Origin of the sequence: Sporosarcina sp. P18a, from assembly GCF_002743135.1 — a bacterium.
Taxonomy (GTDB): Bacteria; Bacillota; Bacilli; order Bacillales_A; family Planococcaceae; genus Sporosarcina.
Genome location: NZ_PDYQ01000001.1, coordinates 1,029,148 through 1,052,773, shown reverse-complemented (window position 1 = coordinate 1,052,773; position 23,626 = coordinate 1,029,148). Strand labels below are relative to the sequence as shown.

The following is a 23,626-nucleotide window of genomic DNA, read 5'->3' as shown; positions in this document are numbered from 1 at the left end:
TGACACTCATGCTCAACTGGATTAAGTTTCTATTCCTATTTTTACTCGCGCTCGGGTTCACGATTACTATTATCGTTTTCTATCAAGCAGAGAAACCGTTTGCTGTATCGGAAAACAAAGTAAAAGAAGCCATATTGGCAAATAACGTTCTTGAAAAAGTAGATAAGATGGATCACTATCATGGTAAAACGTCATGGATTACCGTCTATGGTACGGATAAAAACCATCATGAAAAAATCATCTTCGTGGAAGAAGAGACGACAAAGATTTTGAAAGCTGTATCAATTAAAGATGGTATTACAAAGCGAATAGCCACGGACATCATAAAAAAAGAGAAGAACGTCAAAAAAGTCCTCAACGCCTCATTGGGCTTAGAAAATGATACCCCGTTTTGGGAAGTTAGTTATCTGGATGATGAGGATTTCTTAAACTATGCGTATCTGAATTTTGCAGATGGAAAATGGTTAAAGCGAATTTCAAAATTATAGAGAAAAATGGAATTAGGACAAAAGGAGAGCGGTCAATTTGAGAAAGCAATTAGCGTCCAGAGTAAATACTTTATCACCATCTACAACATTAGCGATTACAGCGAAGGCAAAAGAAATGAAGGCATCAGGCATCGATGTGATTGGACTCGGGGCTGGCGAACCGGATTATAATACACCTAAGAACATTTTGGATGCAGCATATCAATCTATGAAGGATGGCAAGACGAAATATACTCCGGCGGGTGGTCTTCCACAATTAAAGGATGCCATAATTGACAAATTGAAAAGAGACCAAGGATTGACTTATACGCGCAATGAAGTATTAGTCGGTATTGGAGCGAAGCATGTGCTTTATACACTTTTCCAAGTGTTGCTTAATAAAGGCGACGAGGTCATTATACCTTCGCCATTCTGGGTGAGTTATCCTGAACAAGTGAAGCTTGCGGAAGGCACTCCTGTGTTCGTTGAAGGAACGGCAGCTGAGCAGTTCAAAGTATCAGCCCAGCAAATCCGTGATGCCATCACGGATCAGACAAAAGCGATCATCATTAACTCACCGGGTAATCCGACAGGTATGATTTACTCAAAAGAAGAACTCACAGCGATTGCGGAAGTTTGCCGTGAAAAAGATGTGTGGATCATTTCAGATGAAATTTATGAGAAGCTTGTTTATGATGATAAAGAGCATGTTTCGATCGCACAGCTTTCAGAAGACGCGAAAGATCGTACATTCATTATTAATGGTGTATCGAAATCCCATTCAATGACTGGCTGGAGAATAGGATATATCGCGGGGGATGAGGAAGTAGTAAGTGCGATGACGAATCTCGCTAGCCATTCTACATCCAATCCGACGACGACTTCGCAATACGCAGCAATCGAAGCATATAACGGACCGCAAGACACTGTAGAAGTTATGCGAAAAGATTTTGAATCCCGCTTGAATCAAGCGTACCCTAAACTTGCTGCTATTCCAGGTTTCCATGTATTGAAGCCACAAGGCGCATTCTATTTATTGCCGGATGTACAGGAAGCAGTACAGAAGACGGGCTATGCAAACGTAGATGATTTCGCCCATGCATTATTGACGGAAGCTAAAGTAGCTGTCATTCCGGGCACAGGATTCGGTTCTGACACGACGATCCGTCTTTCTTATGCCACGTCAATCGATCTATTGGAAGAAGGAATTGCACGTATCGATCAGTTTGTACGAGATCATTGGAAAGAGTAAAACAGAAGCGACTGACAAGTTGCTGATGAGAGGAAGTTTCAACTATGCAACAAGATGAACGGCTGAAAATTTGGATGGAGCAGGGAAATGTTTCTATTTCCCAGCTCTTTTTTCAACATTATAAACAATTGTTGATTTCGGATAGTGATGCCATGGTATTACTGCATTTGATTGCATTTCAAGGAGTGGGGAACTATTTTCCAACTCCTACCGATATTGCGAATCGTATGCAACTGGAAGAAAAAGAAGTAACGAATTGTCTGCAGCGTATGATGCAAAAAGGATTGTTTTCTATTGAGCAAAGTACGGATGAAAATAAAGTATTGCATGAACAATTTTCATTTTATCCTCTATGGAAGCGATTGATAGAAGAAGTCGAAAAACAATCGATGAAAACAGAAGAAGAAGTGATCAAGCAGGAAGAGGGAGAAATCTTCTCACTTTTCGAGCAGGAATTCGGTCGCTTCCTATCCCCTATGGAATTTGAAACAATCGGTATGTGGATTGACAAAGATGGTCATTCAACGGAAATCATTCGCGCGGCATTAAGGGAAGCGGTCCTCGCACAAAAAATGAGTTTACGCTATATTGACCGAATTTTATTTGAATGGAAAAAGAAAAATGTGAAAACGATGCGCGATGTAGAAAAGCAGACTAAAGCATTTCGTCCAACAACAGTAGCCACAACACCGCAAGTGCAAACAGCGATTAAAGATGTGCCTTTTTACAATTGGCTCGAAGAACGGGAGTAGGTGATAACGGTGCTGACAAAAACAGAGTGGCATACATGCCTGCGAACGTTTGAAGAGATGTTTCCTGAAGCGCATTGTGAACTCGTTCATAAGAACGCTTTTGAATTGTTGATTGCGACACTTTTATCTGCACAATGTACGGACGTATTAGTCAATCGAGTGACTGCAGAATTATTTAAAAAATATAAGACACCGGAAGATTATCTTGCTGTACCGATTGAGGAATTACAGCAAGATATACGTTCGATTGGTTTATTCCGTAATAAATCAAAGAATATCCAAGCGCTTAGCCTTCGGTTAATAGAAGAGTTCGGTGGGGAAGTACCTCCTAACCGAGATATCATGATGACGTTACCAGGCGTAGGTAGGAAAACAGCCAATGTCGTCGTGTCGAATGCGTTCGGTGTGCCGGCATTAGCTGTCGATACACATGTTGAACGTGTAGCGAAAAGGCTAGGTATGAATCGCTGGAAAGATCGTCCGATTGATGTAGAAGAAAAAATCATGCGTTGGACACCGATGGAACTGTGGACACAGACACATCATCAAGTGATTTTCTTTGGTCGCTATCATTGCAAAGCGCAAAATCCCAACTGTCCAGAATGTCCATTATTGGATTTATGCCGCGAAGGACGAAAAAGGATGAAAGCGAAATGACATACGAACAATTAAAGGAAAACGTGCAACAAGTACTCAATACATGGCAACAGCAAAAGCCTGAATTAGAAAAGACATATGCCGTAAATGATAGACGTAAATTGGAGTTAATTCAGCCGGCAATCGAGCAGCTGGAATGGTTAATTGGGCAAAGTGAACAATTGGAGAATCCACATACAGGTAAAATGCATCACGCACTTGCGCCAAATAATTATGAGGAACGAATCGAGTTCATCAAACTTCAAAAAAGCAGCCATTATGCATTAATTCAATTGACTATGCTATACGATGAGATGAAAAAGAAAGCAGCGCGATTACGCGTTCAACAATAAATAAAAAGAGCGATTCCACATGCGAAGTGTGGAATCGCTCTTTTTTTAATTGGTAGAGGAGTCGGATGACGTTTCGCCCGCATCGTTAGGTTTTTGCCCTTGCCCTTGTCCTGGATTGCCCTGATTGCCTTGGTTTCCTTGTCCTTGGTTGGACTGACCTTGACCTTGATTTTGATCCTGATTTTGATCCTGATTTTGATCTGTATTTTGGTCTTGGTTATTCTGGTCGTTAGGAGAGTTATTGCCACCTTGATTGTTCGAGCCATCTGGATCCGATTGATTCGGATTTTCATTATTGGAATCATTGTCGTTACCTGTGCCGTTGTCTGATGGATTACCTTCAGTATTGTTTTGATCGTCATTATTTTCATCAGGCTCAACGATAGGTTCATCTTCAATGACCGGTTCATCAGCGCCTTTTATTAAAAGGGAAGCTGTAGCCGAACCGCTTGTATAACCGCCCATACTGGCACTGACATGGAATGTGTAGTTTTTACCGTATTCCACACCAGAGTAAGTGGTTTGTTTATCGGAAGTCGTCGTGATACTTTGTGCTCCACCACCATCAATAGACACACTGATATTGAATGTAGGACTTCCGAGACTGCTGTATTTATTTGGCACATCATAATTCCATTGTAATTGAATCGTATTGGAATTCGCATCGAATTGCGCCGTTAATCCATCGGGACTTGGAATGGAAATCTTTTCAGGAAGCGATGCTTTTTTTGGTAATGTTCCTCTAACAAATAATTCATTACTGATGAGATTTCGAGAGATGAATGAACTAGCAAGCATAATAGGGTCGCTACCTTTGACGATTGCGGCTTCTTCGACTGAGTCCGGTTGAACGAACGTACCCGGGTCTTTTGCGATACTGCTCATGACATCTCTAAATAAATTCTGCGGTACGTAACGTCCGTGATCATAGGTTTTAATCGGTGAGAAATCGCCATAACCGCCCCATGTAGAAATGGTGTACTCCGTTGTATAGCCCGTGAACCACGTGTCGGGTACATAGTGACTTTCCATATTATCTTTTTTCATTTTTTCAGCAGAATAATTTGTTGTACCTGTTTTTCCGGCAATATCCATATTACCGATGTTTGCTCGAGTTCCAGTTGCTCCATATTCGGTTAAGACATCACGCAATACATCCGTAATCATATAAGCAGTAGAATCTTTCATTGCGGTTACGGGGTCAGGTCGTAAATTCTTTTCTGTCTTACCGTCACGCAATATAAGCTTATTTACAGTATGGGGTTTGGTGTAAATCCCGCCATTACCGAAAGCGGCATATGCGCCTGCCATTTGAACTGTAGAGAATTCATCTCCGCCACCAAGTGCATTGGAGGAATCTATACTTTTATACGTAAACCCAAGTTTATTAGCAAAAGCTTCTGCTTTCTTTGGTCCTACTTTTTCAAATGTCTGGACAGCGGGTATGTTTCTCGACCAGTATAATGCCTGCCGCATAGTCAATGTACCAAGGAATTTACCATCAGCGTTACCGATAGCTACGCCTGAACCTTTATAGCTGTAAGGTTCATCCACTACCTTTTGACCTGTAGACCAATCGAGTTCTTCAATTGCTGGACCATACGATAAAATCGGCTTAATACTAGAACCTGGTGCACGTTTGACTTCAGCAAAATTCAAGTTGCGCCCCGAATAATTCCGTCCGCCGCCAATAGCTACAATGGCACTTGTTTTCGTATCCAGCACGGTCATGCCGGCTTGCATTTCATCTGATTCATAATAGCTTGAATTATTGATAGCAGCTTCTACTGTTTCTTGTACTTTTGGATCTAAAGCAGTTTGTACGGTGATACCTTCGGATAAAAGATCAGTAAGTCCAGCTGCCTCGATTTCATCCAGTACCACATCTACATAAGCTGGGTATTTACCGAACACTTCACGATCTTCTTCTGCCAATAGAGTGGAAGTGACTGGTACTTTTTTCGCTTCATTCATTTCAGCCGTCGTAATTTTGCCGTGACGCTCCATAAGTGTTAGGACTATATTTCGGCGCTTTTCTGCACGTTCCGGATGTTTAAATGGATTATAGCCGTTTGGAGATTGTGGCATCCCGGCTAACATGGCCATTTCAGGTAAATCCAGTTCGCCTACTTTTTTTCCGTAGAAGTAATTTGCGCCTGTACCGATGCCGTAGCGTGTACCAGACATGAGAACTTTATTGAAGTACATCTCGAAGATTTCTTCTTTTGTATATTCTTTTTCTAGTTTGTGGGCAAGCCAAGCTTCCTGTGCTTTACGCTTCAATGTTTTTTCGTTCTTTAGAAACGAGTTTTTGATGACTTGCTGTGTCAATGTCGAAGCACCTTGTGATCCAAATCCACTACGGAAGTTCGCGACTACAGCTCCTCCAAGACGATAAAAATCGATCCCACCATGCTTGAAGAAACGAATGTCTTCCGTAGCTAGAATGGCATCTTTCAGTTTTTCAGGGATTTCATCGTACGGTACGAATTCCCGTTTCTCTGCACCGAACTTCATGAACACATCGCCGTCTTTTGTCAAGAAGTTAGAGGTGAGGGGGTCTTTCAACAGTTCTTCATCTAATTCCGGAGCTGTACTTGCATAATAAGCAAATAATGAAGCTCCACCAACTAGTACTAGAAGGAAAAGTGCTGCAATACCTAGGAGGACTTTCTTCCATAATTGATCTGGAAGCTTTTTCTGCGGCCGCTTTGGTTGCTCCGTCACTTGTTTCTGTCTTCTTGCCGTTCTCGAGTTTATATTATCACTCATAATATTTCCTGCCTTTCGCTTTCATTAATCTTTCTTGCGCTTGATCCAATCCGCCACGGCTTGTATGTAATCGAGCCGCGGATGAAAACCGGTGTTGATTTCGATAGATCGTTCCTCTATTTCAGATAATGTAATAGATTTTCTTCCACCATCCTCCATGCGTTGCCACAAAGGATAAAATTCCTCGAATGGCAATAAGAAATATCGATCCAACAATGTAAAATTGACAATAAAAAAAGCAAGTCCGGATTGGTCGATTACTTGCTTCATATGCTGCACTTGATGCAAATGAATGTTTTGCAGTGGCAATGAAGTTTTATTTTTCGTTTCCTTTGCTTCAAAATCCACATACAATCCATTCCAAACACCATTATAGTCAGTTGTCGAAGGTGTACGGAAATACGCTTCTGTGATCACTGCAGCGCTTCTTGCAGGATAACGGACATTGACGATTTGTATGGGGACCGGCTTTTTATGGATGACGGCTAGACCATGCGCCAGATAGTATTCATTTGTGTCGTTCAGTTCGTCTTCTAATGATTTACCCCGATTACTGAAGGAGTAGTCATAGGTTTTCTTTTTCGCAGAAGACACAGAAGGATTGAACTTTTTTCCGTTTGGATAACGTATCGCCAATGTGACCACCTCGTACTCTACATCATATCATACCGACTATTAGACGAGTTACCAAAAAGAAAGTTTCCATCGAATTGAAAGTAGTCGAATTGGTGACAGCTTGGAATGTTTGTTCGTAGAAAGTGGAGCTGTGGCGGAATATCTGATAAAATGAAAAAAAGTATGTTTTATAATGAATTCTAAAGGAGTTTTATATAAATGAGCAAGATGGAAGACACGAAGTTATTGCTGACTATTTGTGACGAATGCGAACAGCGATTTTATCATATGAGAGAAACGGATCATGAACCGGATTTTTTTGAAGAAGTGAAGCCGTATGCTGATAGTAGCCACCAGGCCATTGCACGGTGGGCCGAAGAGATGAAGGTGTGGATACAGAAAGAAAAGCCGCGGTATGTGCATGAAGTGCAAGTGGATTCGTTGAAAGATTCGATGACTCAATTCGTCGTACAGTCTTTCTATAAAGCGACTGGAAAAAAGCGTTTTATTCTTTCTATCCGTGCAGCACGCTATACATTGCAAACCGTTTTGGACGCAATGAACGCGGAGCGAGGAGAGGACTAGATGAATGAATAAACAAAGTATACCGGAAACAATTAAGGAGCTATTCGCTGACTCACGCTTCGGACCGAATATTGCATACATCGAAACGCTTAAAGAGCAAGAGGCCATCTTAGCGGAGTTTCCTCCTATGTTACACTCGTCGATTCGTAAAGCGTTAGCAACGAAAGGGATCACACAGTTATACAGTCACCAGCGACAAGCATTTGACAAAGTGCGTGAAGGACACTCGATTACCGCCATAACTCCGACTGCCTCCGGGAAATCACTATGCTATCATTTGCCGGTATTGCAGTCGATTTTGGATGATCCATCTTCACGGGCACTGTATTTATTCCCAACTAAAGCATTGGCTCAAGATCAGCTAGCAGATTTGCATGAGTTGATTGAAGCGAGTGGCGAAACGATTTTAAGTCACACGTATGACGGAGATACAGCACCTGGCTTGCGAACCAAAGTTAGAAAATCGGGACATATTATTTTGACGAACCCAGACATGCTTCACTCAGCCATATTGCCTCACCATACAAAATGGATTTCATTGTTCGAAAACTTGAAATATATCGTGGTAGATGAACTTCATACGTATAAAGGTGTATTCGGTAGCCACGTGGCGCATGTATTAAGAAGATTACAGCGCATTTGCCGATTTTATGGCAGTGATCCGATTTTTATTTGTACGTCCGCAACGATTTCAAATGCCAAAGAATTGGCAGATAATCTGACGAATAAAGATATGGTGCTGATTGATCAAAACGGGGCACCACGCGGCAAAAAACATTTCGTTTTTTATAACCCGCCAATTGTCCACGATGTGTTCGGCATACGCAGAAGTGCAGTGCTTGAAGTCCGTGATCTCGGCGCATTTCTCTATCAAAAACATATTCAGACAATCATTTTTGCGCGAAGTCGAGTACGCGTAGAAATGCTCGTGACCTATATGAAAGAACTAACAAAGAAAAAGTTATTTGATAAGACGGTAATGGGTTATCGGGGCGGTTATTTGCCATCAGAACGTAGAACTATCGAAAGTGGTTTGAAAAATGGTGATATTCGCACCGTAGTCAGTACAAATGCCTTGGAACTCGGTATTGATATCGGCCAATTGCAAGCGTGTATTATGACAGGTTACCCGGGAAATATTGCCAGTGCGTTGCAACAAGCGGGTCGTGCGGGGAGACGCCAAGAAGATGCGCTAATTATTTATGTAGCGCAATCGATGCCGCTCGATCAATATATTATTCAACATCCGCAATACTTACTTGGACGGCAACCGGAGGAAATCCATATTCATCCGGACAATATGCTAATACTGATGGATCATTTGAAATGTGCTTCATTCGAACTGCCATTTAGCTCTACTGAGACGTATGGTGAATTTGAAGTACAGGAATTACTGGCGTTTTTACAAAGCGAAGGCGTCTTGTTACAAACATCGGATAAATGGCATTGGATGACCGATCGTTTTCCTGCTGGAGAAATCAGTTTACGTTCCGCATCACAAGAAAACGTTATCATCATTGACCAGTCGTTTCCAAAAGAAACTCGCGTCATTGGAGAAATGGATCGGTTCAGTGCCATGACGTTGTTGCATGAAGAAGCGATTTATTTACATCAAGGAACGCAGTATCAAGTAGAAAAACTGGATTGGGAAGAAAAGAAAGCCTACGTTACAGTCGTCGATGTCGATTATTTCACCGATGCAAATCTCGCGGTGGAATTAAAAGTCATCAGTGAAGACAAGCGGATGATCGACGGGGGGCGTATACTAGCGTATGGAGACTTAGCAGTACTCGCCATTCCAACAATCTTTAAGAAGATTAAATTCGATACACATGACAATATTGGTTCAGGTCCGATCTCGTTGCCTGCGGAAGAAATGCATACGTCAGGTACGTGGTTAACGTTTGATGTTCCCGAAGACTGGGAGAAATCCGAATTGACCGACGCGATGACAGCTGCAGCGTATGTGATTCAATCGTTGGTACCGCTATTCATCAAATGTGATCGAAATGATATTCATGTCGTACCACAAGTGAAGTCGATTCACATGGAGCAACCAACCTTCTTTATTTACGACAGTTATCCAGGTGGAATTGGCTTAAGTGAAAATATTTATAGTCGTTGGAAAGAATTGTTGATGCTTGCAGCGGATCATGTGGCGGAATGCCGTTGTGAATACGGCTGTCCCGTTTGTATTGGAGCGCAAGAAGCAGGACAAAAGAATAACAAACATCGAGCACATAGCCTGCTAGCAGAGTTGGCGAAGTGAGTAGAAAGAGAGTTGAAGCGAATAGCTTTGACTCTTTTTCTATAGACAAAAAAAGCAAGGTAGAACCATTTGAAAATCATAAAAAATATCGACCCTCTATCTAAATGGCAGTGTATTCTGATAATATGGATATGTATAACTGTCAGACTACTAAAACGAGGAGGGGAAACAGATGAATAAAAGAAAAGTTCATAGGTTTGGTGCTACATTTGCTGTTGCTAGCGCTATTGTATTGGCGGGAGGATCTGTCAGTGCCGCAGAGCCGTGGTATAGCGACGTATCAAAAGACAACACCCATTACGAAGCGATTAAAGCTTTGACGGACCAACAGATCATTCGTGGCTATTCCGAAAATCAGTTTAAGCCTGGCAATTCCATTGAGCGTCGTCACGCGGCGTTAATTTTGTCAAAGCTCGGGGACTTTGAAGAACCGACTAATGTCGCAGATGTATTAAAAAAGTTTAAGGATATTTCAGAGGACAGTTTCTACGCTAAAGAAATGGCAACTCTAGCGAATGCAAACGTATTTAAAGGGGACTCAAATGGGTATTTCAAACCGACAGCTGACCTAACACGTCAACAGATGGCGAATGTACTAGTGAATGCATTGGATCTTGAGAAGTACGATACAGGTAAGAAAGTGCAAATCAACTTATCAAATGTAGGAGAGTCACACAGAAGAGGTGTGCAAATCCTTGCGAATCTTGGTTTAACGGATCAACTGAGTGATTTCAGACCGAATGAGCCCGTCACACGGGGCGCGTTCTCTTCATTCATCCATCGTGCCAATCAGCTACGACCAAGCGATTTCACCTTATCATTGATGCATATGAATGACACGCACGCGCGTGTTGCAGAAATGCCAAAAGCCATTACCGCTATTAAAGAAGTACGAAATGAAAAACCGGATGCTTTGCTCCTCCACGGAGGAGATGTTTTCTCTGGCACATTATATTTCTCAGAGTTTGAAGGACAAGCCGATCTAGAACTGATGAATTTAATGGGTCTGGATGCAATGGTATTTGGTAATCATGAATTTGATTTGGGCGACAGTAAGAATGGCCACACGTCACTGGCGAATTTTGTGAAAGGTGCTAATTTCCCTGTAATTGGTGCAAACATAGATTTCTCCAAAGACCCCGACTTGAAAAATCTAGTAAGCAAAACAGAATTTACCAGCACGCCGGCATTGGGAGAAATTCATAAAGGCTTGATCAAAGAAGTGAATGGAGAAAAGGTTGGAATCTTCGGTTTGACTACAGAAAGTACAGCGTTTGTCGCGAGTCCAGGGGCAGTAGAGTTTTTGGATTATAAAGAGTCAGCTGAAAAAGCCGTAGCCTACTTTGAGAGCCAAGGAGTCAATAAAATTATTTCGCTAAATCATCTTGGGTTCGATAGTGATCCATCTGTCGGTAATGATTTGCTTATAGCGCAAGCAGTTGAAGGCATCGATATTATTGTTGGCGGACATTCACATACAAAATTGTCGGAACCAGTAATTGTCGATAAAAAAGCCAATGGAGAACGCAAAGATCCTACAGTCATAGTTCAAGCGGATCAATACTTGACGCATCTAGGAACATTGGATGTAGAATTTGATGAAAAAGGGGTCATTACAGGACATGCTGGCAAATTAATCAGCTTAAAAGACAAAGCGAATGATGCGGAAGCAGCAACAGCACTTCTCAAGTATTCAGGTACAATCGATGAAACGTTTGGTAAAGAAATCGGCGCGACATTAGAAGTGGATTTGCCGAACCCAAGAAGTCGTGAAGGAGAGAATTCGACAGAAAGTGTCCGTGCGAATGAAACAGCACTTGGTAACTTAATTACCGACGGAATGCTGGAAAAAGCAAAAGAATATAATCCGAAAACGGTCATAGCTCTACAAAATGGTGGAGGAATTCGCAACCATTTGAATAAAGGGCAAGTCACAGTCGGAGCCGTAATTGAAGTTCTACCATTCGGTAATACTTTATCCCTTGTAACGCTAACGGGTGAAGAAATTAAACAAACGCTTGAGCATAGTGTGCGAAATGCGCCTAACGAAGAGGGCGGTTTCTTGCATATGTCAGGCATGAAAATGACATTTGATAGCAGTAAAGAAGCTGGCAATCGTATTCAGACCATGCAAGTACAAATGAATGGCAAGTACGTGGATCTAGAGATGGATAAAGAGTATGTGATCACGACAAATGCCTTTACAGCAAGAGGCGGAGACGGCTTTAAAGTGCTTGGTGATGCATATGAAAATGGACGTGTGACTGATCTAGGTTTGGATGACTGGGTGAACTTGCGAGATCACATGATCAAGCTTGGAACAGTTAAACCTGAAATTGAAGGTCGAATTATTGATTTAAATACGTAATCTAGACAAATGTAAAAGAGTTGGAGCTTAAAAGCTTCGACTCTTTTTTTGAATAGATGTATCCTTTTTTGCAATATGCTTCTATATAGTATGTGAGGAGATGAAAGAATTTCTCCTACAATCGATTTCATTAGGAGGAAATACTATGTATTTATTATTAGATGAACCTTCGTTTAGATTACAAACTACTTTAGTTATGGAAATTGGGCTTAATGAAGCCTTTTTACTGCAGCATCTACATTATCGTTCGCTCATATCAAAAAATGAACGGGACGGATATAAATGGGTGTACAAAACGTATGATGACTGGAAGGAAGAAATTCCATTTTGGTCACTCAATAAAATCCGGCGTACTATTTACAGTTTAGAATCACAAGGCTATTTGATCTCCAATTCCTCGTACAATAAAATGAAAATTGACCGAACGAAATGGTATCGTGTCGATTATTCAAAAACGATCTTCCAAACCCAAAATGGGTTGTTCAACGTTACAAGTTGAAACGAGTATGACACAAATGGAAACGACGGATTTGCTCGAAATGGTCAAATGGAGTGGTTTGAACTGGGCAAACCAATAACCAATGTACTTTAAATAACTTAAGAATAAAGATATTGTCGAGATGAATCTCGACGTTGCATTTTTTGTATACTTCTAAATGCATGTTCAATCACGGGAGTGGGTAGAAGAATTAAGAAAACGGATTAGGAGGAGATCAACATAGTAATACAGATAAAACGAGTTTATGATGATGCGGAGAAAGCAGATGGATTGCGTGTGCTAGTTAATCGAGTGTGGCCACGTGGAGTGAGCAAGCAAGATGCACAAGTGGATGAATGGTTGAAAGAAGTAGGGCCGAGCACAGAACTTCGCCAATGGCTTGACCATGATCCCGGTAAGTTTGATGATTTCAAGAAGAAGTATAAAGAAGAATTGAAGAATAATGAAGCGCAGCAGGAAGAGTTAGAGAAGCTGAAAAACTGGACGAAAGAACATAAAAAGAATATAACGTTAGTGTTTGTAGCGAAGGATGAAAAGAATAATCAAGCTGTAGTATTAAAAGAAATCTTGGATCATCAGCAAATGGAATAGTTGAATACAAAAAAACGCAGTTCAAAATTATGCACACTTGAACTGCGATTATCCATACATCAATTGATCTTTCACTTATTCTTAAGGAATACTATGCATTCCTATCATGTAGGTTACCCATATGCTTTCTGATGTGCTTTTTTTCGCTTAATATAATCTTCATCTTCCCGAATAACGTCCCATCGTTCTTTGAAAATTTGTGCAGACTTTGCTTTGATCGGATCTATATCGCGTTCTCTTACCGTTCCATCCTCTTGATACTTCCGTCCACTTTTATGATTTGCATAACGACGTGAACGTGTATATCCCATTTGAATGAATTTACGCGCCATATCCATTCCGACAAAGTCATCTTGCCTTCGATACTCTTCAAAAAGCTCATAAATTTTATCGGCGGACTCTTTGGCAATTTCAGGTGTTTTAAAGCGCCAATGAGGTAAAATTTCACTTTTATAAGGCTCAACTAATAACACGCCTTGTTCACCACGTCCTACTCTATATAATTCAGGCTGTTTGCGTAAATCTAACGAACTGTAATCTAAATCATAATCAAATGGCATATACTCGCATCCTTTTTCCCTTACTGTACCCCTGAAAGAATGGTAGAAAACGTGCGAATTATTAATGTAAAATACTTTACAACAGAACGTACATTCCTTATACTAAAACAAAAGGGAGGGAACAGACGTGCGGAATTCATTAGAAAAGGCCTTACGATACGGTGATATGCTCGAAGTGATGTATGAAGCTAAAGATGGTTCCATTAGCAAACGAAAAATACGTGTACTGAATATACACGGTAAAACGTTTACTGCCTACTGTTTTTTGCGGAACTCCAAACGAACTTTCCTGATCGATCATGTATTGGCAGTCGCTCCCGTAAGAGTGAGAGAAAAGGTTACAATTTAATCGACTTCAATATAGAAGGAACTCAAGTGATCTATCCGATTTTCTAGGATATATCGCTTTTTTCGTTCACGGGAATACAATGTTATGGACCGTCAGAAAATCAAATTACATATAAACCTACACATATCATGTATAATTTAGAGCATTACGATCATTTCTGAGGTGAAGTTATGATAGACCAGTATGTAACTAAAGTGAAATTTACTCGGTACTATAGACAAGGAGTTCAACATATAATGGATAGCCAACAAATAGAGGAACAGATAGATGAGTTGAAACGTCATGTCATATGAGCAAAAACTGATGGCGATGAAATCACTCTTAAAGAAGACGGCTGTCGTTCAGGAAATAGAAGAGACATTCAAGGCGCCACCAGCACCAAGCTATGAAAAACGCTGGTTGACGATGGGTATGGAGAAAATCGAAAATGAATTTGGTGTCGTCTATACACGTGTTATTCATTATCCACTCGATACGATGCACGGAGATTTTCGTTTAGGTGATGTGAAGCAAAAATTGGTGAAATGGTCTGAAGCTGAATATATGCACCCATTATCTCCGAATGCCGGTAAGCTCCTATTTTTTGATACAGAGACAACAGGGTTAAAAGGCGCTGGAGCTGTCATTTTTTTAATTGGACTACTAGAATTAAAATCTGATGAATTTGTCATGACACAGTACGTGTTGCCGAACCCAGATCATGAGGCAGCATTTCTTTATGCATCGGAATTATGGAGAGAAGGTCTTACACTCGTCACATATAACGGCAAAAGCTTTGATTTCCCTCAACTACAAACGCGTTGGTCATTGCATCGAAAATTGTTGCCGCCACTGCCTGTCCCACATCAAATCGATTTGTTACATGGATCACGCCGAATTTGGAAAGGGCAGATGGAGTCATTCAAGTTGACCGAAGTGGAGCGAACACAGCTAGGCTTTCATCGCAAAGACGATATACCAGGCCATATGGCGCCTATAATTTATCAAGATGCAGTGAAAAACGGTCGTGCAGAAATTTTAATGAAAGTCATGTGGCATAATGAATGGGATATCCTATCGCTTGTGACACTCTTTAGTCTTTCTACCGATATCGTCATGGAAGAAGATAGTCAGCAAAATGCGCAAATCGCAACGAATATCGCCAAATGGTTCCAAGATCTTGGTTTGAAAGATCATAGTTTTACAGAACTTCAGCGAATTGCGGAAGTGCACGGGACGAGTTATCCTATGACGCATTATCATCTAGGCTTTTTACTCAAGCGCCATAAAGAATTCGATCGAGCGATTCAGTCATTCGAAATCGTCGCAACGCACGGAACTGGCAGAGAACAGGTACTTGCTTATGAGGAACTGGCAAAATTATATGAGCACCAAGTAAAGGATTATTCGCTTGCCTATGAGCACATACTAAGTGCGGATAATCTATTGCAGCAATCCAATGAATTTACATCACGTTTTAGCAATCGGATGAAGAAATCATTAGCAAAACGGGAAATGCGAGTAAAGAGAAAATTATTTCCTGGGCAAGCGCAAGAAGCGACGCATGAAGAACAATAGTCTTTTTCAGTAAGACAAAGAATGACAACATATGCTATAATGACCTTATGGAATCACAGACGGAAGGACGTTTTGTCATGGAATTAAAGCTAGATACGAAAACGATTTTGGAAAAAGAATTTAAGCAGGCCATTCGAGGCTATAAACAAGAAGAAGTAGACTGGTTTTTGGATGATGTCATTCAAGACTATGAAACTTTCAAAAAAGAAATTGCACGTCTACAAGAAGAAAACACTAGATTGAAGTCGGAAGTCAACTCTTCTCAAAGGCGCTCAGCCACACCGGCTCCTCAAACGACGAATATTGATATCATTCAGCGGATCGCGAATCTTGAAAGAGAAGTATTTGGCGATAAACTGGTTCAGCCTGAAGAGTAAAACTCACCACATGAAATAGAAGAACCGCCACGGTAAAATGTGGCGGTTCTTTTTGGTTTAGTGAAGTCCATTTCTCGTGTTGATTAATTCTTCTATTGAATCAAAATCCTGAACAAAGCCGAGATGAATGGCTTCCCAAAGATAATGAGACGCAATCGAACGTTCAGGTGCAAAAAGTAGCGATTTCTCTATAAGTAGTTGACGCCGCTCCGATTTTTCAATGCCATACAGCCACTGCGCAGACCGCTGGATTCCTACATCATCGATTGCGAGTACGTCTTGTCGGCCGAGTGATAAAATTAAAAACATTTCGGCTGTCCATTTACCGATGCCTTTCACATGGGTTAATTGCTTGAGAATCGCGTCATCATCATATGTTCCAATATTCTTAAGGTCCAGTTCATGATTCACTATTTTGTCCACAAGATCTTTTACATATTCCGCTTTTCTCCTAGTCAAGCCCACTTCCCGTAAATCTTCTGTAGAAGTAACAAGCAACCCGTCAACCGTTATATGACCTCCAAGCAAATCGAGCAAACGTGCGTAGATGGCACTTGCAGCATTGACTGAGATCTGCTGACCGATGATGGAACGTACAATGGACGACAAATAATCGGATCGTAACGGAACTTCGATGTCCCCAATGAGTGTAATCAACTGTTTAAGTGTAGAATCTTTAGCGCAAAGTGATTGAACTGCTATATCTTGTGTACGAATATGAAGTGTTTCCAAGTCACTCACCTCTTATTTTAAAGTTAGAAGGTAAAGATTCAGACACTTTCCCTGAGCCATTTCGCTGTCAGTGTGTCCGCAGACAACATTTCTTGCGGTGTTCCTTCAAAAAGTATAGTACCGCCACGTTTGCCGCCGCCTGGACCTAGCTCGATTATCCAATCACTCGCTGCAATAAAGTCTAGATTATGTTCGATGATCATCACCGAGTTTCCTTTGTGTACGAGTTTTTGGAACAATTCAAGTAGCTTATCGTTATCGCTCATATGCAGTCCTAATGAAGGTTCGTCTAACAAATAGATTTTCCCTTCGTTTTGTAAGTGACTCGCCAGTTTGAGTCGCTGAATTTCCCCACCGCTTAATGAACTCGTCGTTTGGCCTAACGTGAGATAACGTAAACCGACTTCATCCAGCATATCCATTCTTTTTATGATTTTCGGCATAACAAAATATTCCATGCTTTCGTCTACTGTCAATGCCAGGATTTCTGCGATGTTTTTCCCGCGGTATACAAAAGAGAGAGCCTCATCTGAATAACGTAATCCACCACACGATTCGCATACAACAGTTACGGGATCTGCAAAAGCCACATCTGGAGTAGTGACTCCTTTCCCATCACATACTGGGCAAGCCCCCAACGAATTAAAGCTGAATAAACCGGCTGGCTGACCTGTTTCATTCGCAAGGATCTGCCGAATGTCATCCATAATTCCCATATAGGTAGCTAATGTGGAACGGCTAGAAATTCCGATACGGCCTTGGCTCACTTTAATGATATCGGGATATTTTGCCGAGAACGCTTCAAATAGTAGGGAACTCTTACCGGAACCTGAAACGCCGCAGACGGAAACGAGAACGTTTTTAGGGATATCAATCGACACATCTTGTAGATTGTTAGTATTCGCCCTAGTAACGGAAAAATAATCGCTTGACTGACGTGGTTGTTGATTGATTTCCAATTTGTGATCGAGTTTGGTTAATGCAGAGGTGCCTTTTAATCCGTCAGGCTCTCCCTGATAGATAATTTCTCCACCTGCAGCACCCGCACCCGGTCCCATTTCCACAATTTCATCCGCTACTCTTATAACGGATAGATCGTGTTCAATGACGATGACAGTATTATGGTTAGCTTTCAGACTTTTTAGCATTTGAATGAGCATATCTACTTCTTCGGGATGAAGACCCGCACTTGGCTCATCGAATATATACGTTATATTGTTTAAGCTACTTCCCAAATGCCGAGCAATTTTCACTCGTTGCGCTTCACCGCCAGAAAGTGTTCCCATTTTTCTTGATAGACTTAAATAGCCGAGTCCCAAGTCTATCAATTGCTGTACATTCGGGATCGCCTGTTGCGCAATGGACTCACCTAAGGGGTCGCGTATGCTTTTTAGTTCTGACACGAGCTCTGTCAGTTCCAATTTATCGTATTCCGCTATATTACAACCGTTAATTTTACACTTCAATACTTCTGGATTTAATCCTGAGCCATCACAATTAGGGCATAATGTATGGGTAGATACTGCCAGTACATCCTCTTGCGAAGTTTGTTTAAGTTTCGTTATATCTCGATTAATATATAGACGTACAAATCTAGGTAATAGACCGTCCCACTCATGATCATGTGGACCATCTTTCGTATGGAATGGCGCAAACACTCTTTCACCTTCAGGAGGTCCATAGATCAATAAATTATACTGATCTTTCGGGTAATCTTTAATTGGCAGATCAGGATCGAATAATCCGCCTGTCATCATCCATCTCCCTTGCCAACCAGAGGGGGACAGTGGCTTAAACTTTACTGCATATTCCCGCAGAGACTGGTCCAGATCGATCAGTTTATGTAAATCAGGGTACACGACTTCACCGAATCCATTACACTCTGGACATTTGCCAAATGAACTTTGACTCGAGAAATCGGTAGCAGAACCGATCGCGGGTGAACCGATGCGGGAGAACAGTAGACGGATTAATGGATGAATATCCATGTACGTCCCGACAGTGGAGCGTGTATTTCCTCCAATAGGCTTTTGCTCCACCACAATAACCGGGCTTAAATGATGCATTAAATCTGCACGCGGCCTTTCATAACGAGGCATTTGGTTTCGGACGTACAGCGGATAATTCAACGTCATCTGCCGTCTACTTTCCGCGGCTATTGTGTCAAATACAACGGAACTCTTTCCAGATCCTGATAAGCCGGTAAATACCGTGATTTTTTCTTTTGGCAAGTTTACATCTATATTTTTTAAATTATTTTCTCGAAGTCCCCGTAAAACTATTTCATCTCTGACATCCTTCATCATCATAGTCCTCCTTCAAACCTTACGTACTAGTCTTGCTAGATGATTTCCCTGTTTTAAGGAAGTTACACCATACAATCATTTTTTGTGTCGTTGGTAGTTGGAAAAAATAAATAATTACTGTATGCGAACTCGTCTGCGCTCATTAATTCGTTGGAGCGATCATACTTTCGCTTCCGCTCATTGTCTGTATCCAACCGCTCGATACGCAATAGATCTACACTAATACATTCTCCACATCACGCAAACTATTTAATCTACCTCATTCCAAACGAATTCATTGTATAACGAACGGATTTGGTGTATACTCAGGAGTGCCATAGAGAGTATTCAGGTAATCGCTGCAACTTCGGTTGTAGAGGAAAGTCCATGCTCACACGGATCTGAGATGACCGTAGTGTTCGTGCTCGGTGAAAAAATAAACCGGGGCAATGCATCTGCATTGATGGCGGGAATAACTCCTAAGTCTTCGGATATGGACTAGATTCTCTGAAAGTGCCACAGTGACGTAGTCGGCATGGAAACATGTCGAGTGGAACGGGTAAACCCCACGAGTGAGAAACCCAAATTATGGTAGGGGCGTTCTTCCAAAAGAATTCAATGGAGGAAGGAACAGGCACTTGTCTGTAGATAGATGATTACCACTTCAAGTACGAGGCGCGAGCCGTTTGAGTACCGAAGAACAAAACATGGCTTACAGAATACTCTATGGCATTTACCTTACAATTAGCTCTCCTACAGTTTTGGGAGAGTTTTTCTTTTTATAGAAATGAACGAATACATATACCTTTCAAAAGACTGAAAGGACATATTGACCAGAAGCAAAGAATGGAGTGTTGAAACATGAGTGAATACAAATTAGTAGCAACTGCTGCGATGGGACTTGAATCCATCGTCGCGTCTGAAATAAAAGATCTTGGCTATGCATGCCAAACAGAGAACGGAAAAGTCTATTTTACGGGTGACGAAGAAGCGATTGCGAGAACGAATATGTGGTTACGTGTAGGCGATCGTGTACGAATTATTGTGGGCGAATTCAAAGCCTTTACATTTGATGAGTTATTCGAACGGACGAAAGCTTTGCCGTGGGAAGAGTTCTTGCCGATAGATGCGGCGTTCCCTGTTTCAGGTAAATCGGTCAAGTCAAAATTATTCAGTGTCCCTGACTGTCAGGCGATTGTGAAAAAAGCGATTGTCGAACGATTGAATAGTGCGTATAAACGAAGTGGATTTTTAAGTGAATCAGGACCGCTTTTTAAATTAGAAGTTTCTATATTGAAAGACCACGTAACTTTGACAATAGACTCAAGTGGCCAAGGCTTGCATAAACGCGGCTATCGTATGGCTCAAGGGGACGCACCACTAAAGGAAACGATGGCAGCTGCACTCGTTAAACTTTCTAAGTGGAGCCCGAATCGTCCATTCGTAGATCCATTCTGTGGTTCTGGTACGATTGCTATCGAAGCGGCCATGATTGGACAAAATTTGGCGCCGGGTTATAACCGTTCGTTCTTAAGTGAAGAATGGCCTTGGATGAAAGCGGATGTGTGGGATCGTGTTCGCGAAGAAGTAGAAGACGTGGCGAAGTATGATTTAGAGCTCGATATTCGTGGGTTTGATGTTGATCACAATATTATTTCTATAGCACAGCGTAATGCTATGGAAGCAGGATTTACAGATTTGATTTCATTCGAACAGCGAGATGTGCGTGATTTGAGGCTCGAAGGAGAAAATGGCGTCTTGATCGCCAATCCGCCATATGGTGAACGACTTGGTGAAGTGGAAGAAGCAGAAGATATTGCGCAAGTACTTGGTGAGATTATGAAACAGTATCCGTCATGGTCAGTATATATTTTATCTTCACTTGAAAACTATGAAACGATGTATGGCAAACGTGCAACAAAAAAACGTAAACTATTTAACGGCTTCATCCGGACTGATTTATATCAGTTCTGGGGACAGCGTTCATAATTAGACGGGCAGGAAGAGGAGTAGATCCCTCTTCCTTTCGCTTGCATTCAGGAGGAGTCAGTATGAATACAAAAATTCCATTTGAGTTGGATAAAGGGCAAACGTTTTATGAATCTCTCAACGATTGGCTCGGAGATACGTTATATGATGATTTAACGGAAAAAGGTTTCGAATGTCGTGATGAGCAAATTTATATGGCATTTCAAATAGAAAAAGCACTGAAAGAAAAAAACGTCTTGCTTGCGGAAGCGGGAGTGGGTACGGGGAAAACGATTGCGTACTTATTACCGGCTATTGCGTATGCGCGTTATACAGGAAAACCAGCGGTGATTTCCTGCGCAGATGAAACATTGATCGATCAATTGATCAAAGAAGAAGGCGATATTCAGAAGTTGAGTACCGCACTCAATATGACAGTAGACGTTCGTTTGGCGAAAGCGCGTAATCAGTATATTTGTCTGAAACGTCTGGAAGATACTAGCATGAAGACGAACGAAGATTTTGTCGATTTAGTGGAAGATCAGTTGCCGGAATTCGTGCATGCAGAGCGTTCATTACAGTCGGTGTATCCGTATGGCGAACGTTCAGATTATCCATATTTGGCTGATGAAGAGTGGGAAATGATCAATTACCACCCGATTATGCAATGTGCGGCTTGTGATATTCGCAATCGTTGTGGGCAAACGATTCATCGTAATCATTATCGAGAAGCTGCAGACTTGATCATTTGCTCACATGACTTCTATATGGAGCATTTGTGGACGAAAGAATCACGTGCTAGACAAGGGCAACTGCCTTTATTACCGGAAGTCTCGATGGTCGTCTTTGATGAAGGACATTTACTGGAATATTCCGCTCAGCGTGCATTGACATATGAAGTGCAAGAGCAGACGATTATCAACTTGCTTGAACGGATTATGGTGGACGGCATCCGAGAGAAAACATTGCAGTTGATGGAGCAATTGCTCGAGACGCATGAACTATTTTTCAACCAGCTAAAAAGTAATGCCATTCAAAATGACAATGAGCGCCTGACAATTGATAAGAACGACGAAATGATGAAGTATGCGAAAACAGCGGTTGCATTATCTCATGAACTTCTGGAAGAATTTGTTTTTGAAGGCGAGTTATATGTGATCCCTGAATACGACTTAAAAATCGTCGAAGAGTATTTGGAGCAGTACATTTATTCAATGGAGCTATTTGCCGGTGACAACGACGCAGTCGATTGGCTTGAAAATCGTCGTGAAGAAAGCACACTGCTAATTATGCCAAGACTTGTAACGTCCATCTTGAAAGAGAAATTATTTACGGGAACGATGCCGATTATCTTCTCTTCGGCTACTTTATCAGTTGAGAAATCATTTGATTACTTAGCGTACAGTTTAGGAATTGTAGATTATCAATCATTTTCTATCGCATCACCATTCGACTATGAAAATGTCATGAAAATTCATTTGGAACAAGGGAATACAAATGAGAAAATCACACGTCTCTCAGAATTACTTGAGGAAGAGGAACAGACATTGGTATTGTTCGGTTCCAAGCAATCCATGATGGAAGCCTACGATCAATTACCACTTGAACAAAGCGTTATGGTGACGTATGAAGGGGAGCGTTCATTGTCATCATTGGTGAAAGATTTCCAGCAACGTAAAGTAAATGTATTCTTCTCCTATCATTTGTGGGAAGGTCTGGATTTACCGAATGAAGCGTTGACTCGCGTCATCATTTTTGACTTGCCGTTCCCGCCGCATGATCCGCTATTCCAAGCTAGAAGGGAATTTGCGGAAGATCCGTTTGACGAAGTAGATCTACCATTTATGTTATTGCGTTTACGACAGGGAATTGGCCGATTGATTCGAACGAGCGATGATTATGGTTCGATTCATTTATTTGTAAAGCCAGAGAATTTAGAATTACTGCCGGTTATTGAACGTGTGTTGCCTGTACCATTTTCGTAAACAGTAAAGAAGAAAGCGTGCTGACGTCGGAGTTTCGACATCTGCACGCCTTTTTCCAGTTATCGTTCTTCGTCAATGGTGAGCAATAAATTTAACATTTGGCCATCTTCAAATTTTACGGGGATTTTAAATGCTTGCTTGAAGCCATAAAACTTTGTTTGCCCCGCCATGACAGTAGGTGGTGAAATATCTAGCGTCAGATCCGCTTTTTCCAATACTGTACATAGATTTCCGGCAATCATATTCCCGAGTTCTCCAGTGAATGACTCAGCCATTTCCCCTTCGATCTGCATACCGAACATGGCGAGGCCAATTTCACTGATAATGGAATGCGTAGGCTCTACAATTAAACGACCTTTAATATCTCCAATTAGACCGATCAAAACACTGATTTCGCGTTGTTCGTACGGCTGTTGTATAAGGGCAGGGGATAGTACCTGGAATTTTAATGGAACTACAGTAGTGAGAGAAGCAATCGTTGCATTTAAAACTTTTTGTACATTTGTTGCTGTATCCATCTAAAGAAACATCCTTTCACGAATAGTTTGGTAGTGCAATCATATCACTAGGAGTATCTAAAAGACTAGACAAATTTTATGAAAGTAGCCAGTTCCTCACTATTTATTCGATTTCTTCAAGATTAGCTGTATACTG

Annotated in this window: 21 protein-coding genes and 1 other RNA gene; 16 read left to right on the top strand and 6 right to left on the bottom strand. The window is 41.3% G+C overall.

All coding sequences use genetic code 11. The annotated features are described in order from the left end of the window. Window positions 1–8: 8 nt before the first annotated feature. From CSV75_RS05370 to CSV75_RS05350, 5 genes are read left to right on the top strand one after another with little or no spacing between them, the layout of a single operon-like run. Window positions 9–488 carry a cell wall elongation regulator TseB-like domain-containing protein gene (locus CSV75_RS05370; RefSeq protein ID WP_099636027.1) on the top strand — a complete coding sequence of 160 codons (480 nt, stop codon included), beginning with the start codon at window positions 9–11 and terminating at the stop codon, window positions 486–488. Window positions 489–525: 37 nt separating this feature from the next. Beyond that, on the top strand, window positions 526–1,719 hold the full coding sequence (locus tag CSV75_RS05365; RefSeq protein WP_099675024.1) for a pyridoxal phosphate-dependent aminotransferase: 1,194 nt from the start codon (window positions 526–528) through the stop codon (window positions 1,717–1,719). 44 nt (window positions 1,720–1,763) lie between these two features. Then, window positions 1,764–2,471 (top strand): DnaD domain-containing protein, encoded by a 708-nt coding sequence (locus tag CSV75_RS05360; RefSeq protein WP_099675023.1) that lies wholly within the window; start codon window positions 1,764–1,766, stop codon window positions 2,469–2,471. Between the two features lie 9 nt (window positions 2,472–2,480). Next, window positions 2,481–3,128 carry an endonuclease III gene (nth, locus tag CSV75_RS05355; protein ID WP_099636030.1) on the top strand — a complete coding sequence of 216 codons (648 nt, stop codon included), beginning with the start codon at window positions 2,481–2,483 and terminating at the stop codon, window positions 3,126–3,128. After that, window positions 3,125–3,460 (top strand): YpoC family protein, encoded by a 336-nt coding sequence (locus CSV75_RS05350; protein WP_099675022.1) that lies wholly within the window; start codon window positions 3,125–3,127, stop codon window positions 3,458–3,460. Before nth ends, CSV75_RS05350 begins: the two co-directional genes overlap by 4 nt. Before the next feature lie 45 nt (window positions 3,461–3,505). Here CSV75_RS05350 and CSV75_RS05345 read toward each other — a convergent pair whose 3' ends face one another. Both CSV75_RS05345 and recU read right to left on the bottom strand, forming a co-directional pair. Beyond that, window positions 3,506–6,232, bottom strand: a complete 2,727-nt coding sequence (locus tag CSV75_RS05345; protein ID WP_099675021.1) for a transglycosylase domain-containing protein — start codon at window positions 6,230–6,232, stop codon at window positions 3,506–3,508. A gap of 24 nt (window positions 6,233–6,256) precedes the next feature. Next, a complete protein-coding gene (gene recU / locus CSV75_RS05340; protein ID WP_099631589.1) occupies window positions 6,257–6,868 on the bottom strand; it encodes a Holliday junction resolvase RecU in 612 nt (203 codons plus the stop codon). Between the two features lie 198 nt (window positions 6,869–7,066). On the opposite strand from recU, the gene CSV75_RS05335 reads away from it, so the two are divergent. From CSV75_RS05335 to CSV75_RS05315, 5 genes are all read left to right on the top strand, one after another. Continuing rightward, window positions 7,067–7,432, top strand: coding sequence for a YppE family protein (locus tag CSV75_RS05335; RefSeq protein ID WP_099675020.1), 366 nt, complete (start codon window positions 7,067–7,069; stop codon window positions 7,430–7,432). A gap of 4 nt (window positions 7,433–7,436) precedes the next feature. Then, the gene (locus CSV75_RS05330; RefSeq protein ID WP_099675019.1) at window positions 7,437–9,701 is read left to right on the top strand and encodes a DEAD/DEAH box helicase; all 2,265 of its coding nucleotides are present in this window, start codon (window positions 7,437–7,439) and stop codon (window positions 9,699–9,701) included. A gap of 172 nt (window positions 9,702–9,873) precedes the next feature. After that, a complete protein-coding gene (locus CSV75_RS05325) occupies window positions 9,874–12,069 on the top strand; it encodes a 5'-nucleotidase C-terminal domain-containing protein (protein ID WP_099675018.1) in 2,196 nt (731 codons plus the stop codon). 145 nt (window positions 12,070–12,214) lie between these two features. Next, a complete protein-coding gene (locus CSV75_RS05320; RefSeq protein WP_099675017.1) occupies window positions 12,215–12,568 on the top strand; it encodes a hypothetical protein in 354 nt (117 codons plus the stop codon). A 219-nt stretch (window positions 12,569–12,787) separates the two neighbouring features. Beyond that, window positions 12,788–13,159 carry a DUF488 domain-containing protein gene (locus CSV75_RS05315; RefSeq protein ID WP_099675016.1) on the top strand — a complete coding sequence of 124 codons (372 nt, stop codon included), beginning with the start codon at window positions 12,788–12,790 and terminating at the stop codon, window positions 13,157–13,159. A 113-nt stretch (window positions 13,160–13,272) separates the two neighbouring features. Here the strand turns inward: CSV75_RS05315 and CSV75_RS05310 are convergent, their stop codons facing one another. Further along, the gene (locus CSV75_RS05310; RefSeq protein WP_099675015.1) at window positions 13,273–13,719 is read right to left on the bottom strand and encodes a DUF4385 domain-containing protein; all 447 of its coding nucleotides are present in this window, start codon (window positions 13,717–13,719) and stop codon (window positions 13,273–13,275) included. Between the two features lie 127 nt (window positions 13,720–13,846). Here CSV75_RS05310 and CSV75_RS05305 point away from each other — a divergent pair, with 127 nt between their 5' ends. From CSV75_RS05305 to gpsB, 3 genes are all read left to right on the top strand, one after another. Then, entirely contained in the window at window positions 13,847–14,068 is a 222-nt protein-coding gene (locus tag CSV75_RS05305) for a transcriptional regulator (RefSeq protein WP_099636039.1), read from the top strand. A gap of 282 nt (window positions 14,069–14,350) precedes the next feature. After that, complete coding sequence (locus tag CSV75_RS05300; RefSeq protein ID WP_099675014.1) at window positions 14,351–15,625, top strand: ribonuclease H-like domain-containing protein; 1,275 nt, start codon at window positions 14,351–14,353, stop codon at window positions 15,623–15,625. Window positions 15,626–15,702: 77 nt separating this feature from the next. Next, complete coding sequence (gene gpsB / locus CSV75_RS05295) at window positions 15,703–16,002, top strand: cell division regulator GpsB (RefSeq protein WP_099631597.1); 300 nt, start codon at window positions 15,703–15,705, stop codon at window positions 16,000–16,002. 57 nt (window positions 16,003–16,059) lie between these two features. Here the strand turns inward: gpsB and CSV75_RS05290 are convergent, their stop codons facing one another. Both CSV75_RS05290 and CSV75_RS05285 read right to left on the bottom strand, forming a co-directional pair. After that, window positions 16,060–16,734, bottom strand: coding sequence for a DNA-3-methyladenine glycosylase family protein (locus CSV75_RS05290; protein WP_158231605.1), 675 nt, complete (start codon window positions 16,732–16,734; stop codon window positions 16,060–16,062). A 38-nt stretch (window positions 16,735–16,772) separates the two neighbouring features. Further along, window positions 16,773–19,037, bottom strand: coding sequence for an ATP-binding cassette domain-containing protein (locus CSV75_RS05285; protein ID WP_099675339.1), 2,265 nt, complete (start codon window positions 19,035–19,037; stop codon window positions 16,773–16,775). Window positions 19,038–19,363: 326 nt separating this feature from the next. On the opposite strand from CSV75_RS05285, the gene rnpB reads away from it, so the two are divergent. From rnpB to CSV75_RS05270, 3 genes are all read left to right on the top strand, one after another. After that, an RNA gene (rnpB, locus tag CSV75_RS05280) (RNase P RNA component class B) lies at window positions 19,364–19,739 on the top strand. A gap of 141 nt (window positions 19,740–19,880) precedes the next feature. After that, on the top strand, window positions 19,881–21,008 hold the full coding sequence (locus CSV75_RS05275) for a THUMP domain-containing class I SAM-dependent RNA methyltransferase (RefSeq protein WP_099675012.1): 1,128 nt from the start codon (window positions 19,881–19,883) through the stop codon (window positions 21,006–21,008). A 62-nt stretch (window positions 21,009–21,070) separates the two neighbouring features. After that, window positions 21,071–22,972: an ATP-dependent DNA helicase gene (locus CSV75_RS05270; protein ID WP_099675011.1), complete on the top strand. Its 1,902-nt coding sequence runs from the start codon at window positions 21,071–21,073 to the stop codon at window positions 22,970–22,972. Between the two features lie 59 nt (window positions 22,973–23,031). Here the strand turns inward: CSV75_RS05270 and CSV75_RS05265 are convergent, their stop codons facing one another. Beyond that, the gene (locus tag CSV75_RS05265) at window positions 23,032–23,490 is read right to left on the bottom strand and encodes a chemotaxis protein CheX (RefSeq protein ID WP_099675010.1); all 459 of its coding nucleotides are present in this window, start codon (window positions 23,488–23,490) and stop codon (window positions 23,032–23,034) included. Between the last annotated feature and the right edge of the window lie 136 nt (window positions 23,491–23,626).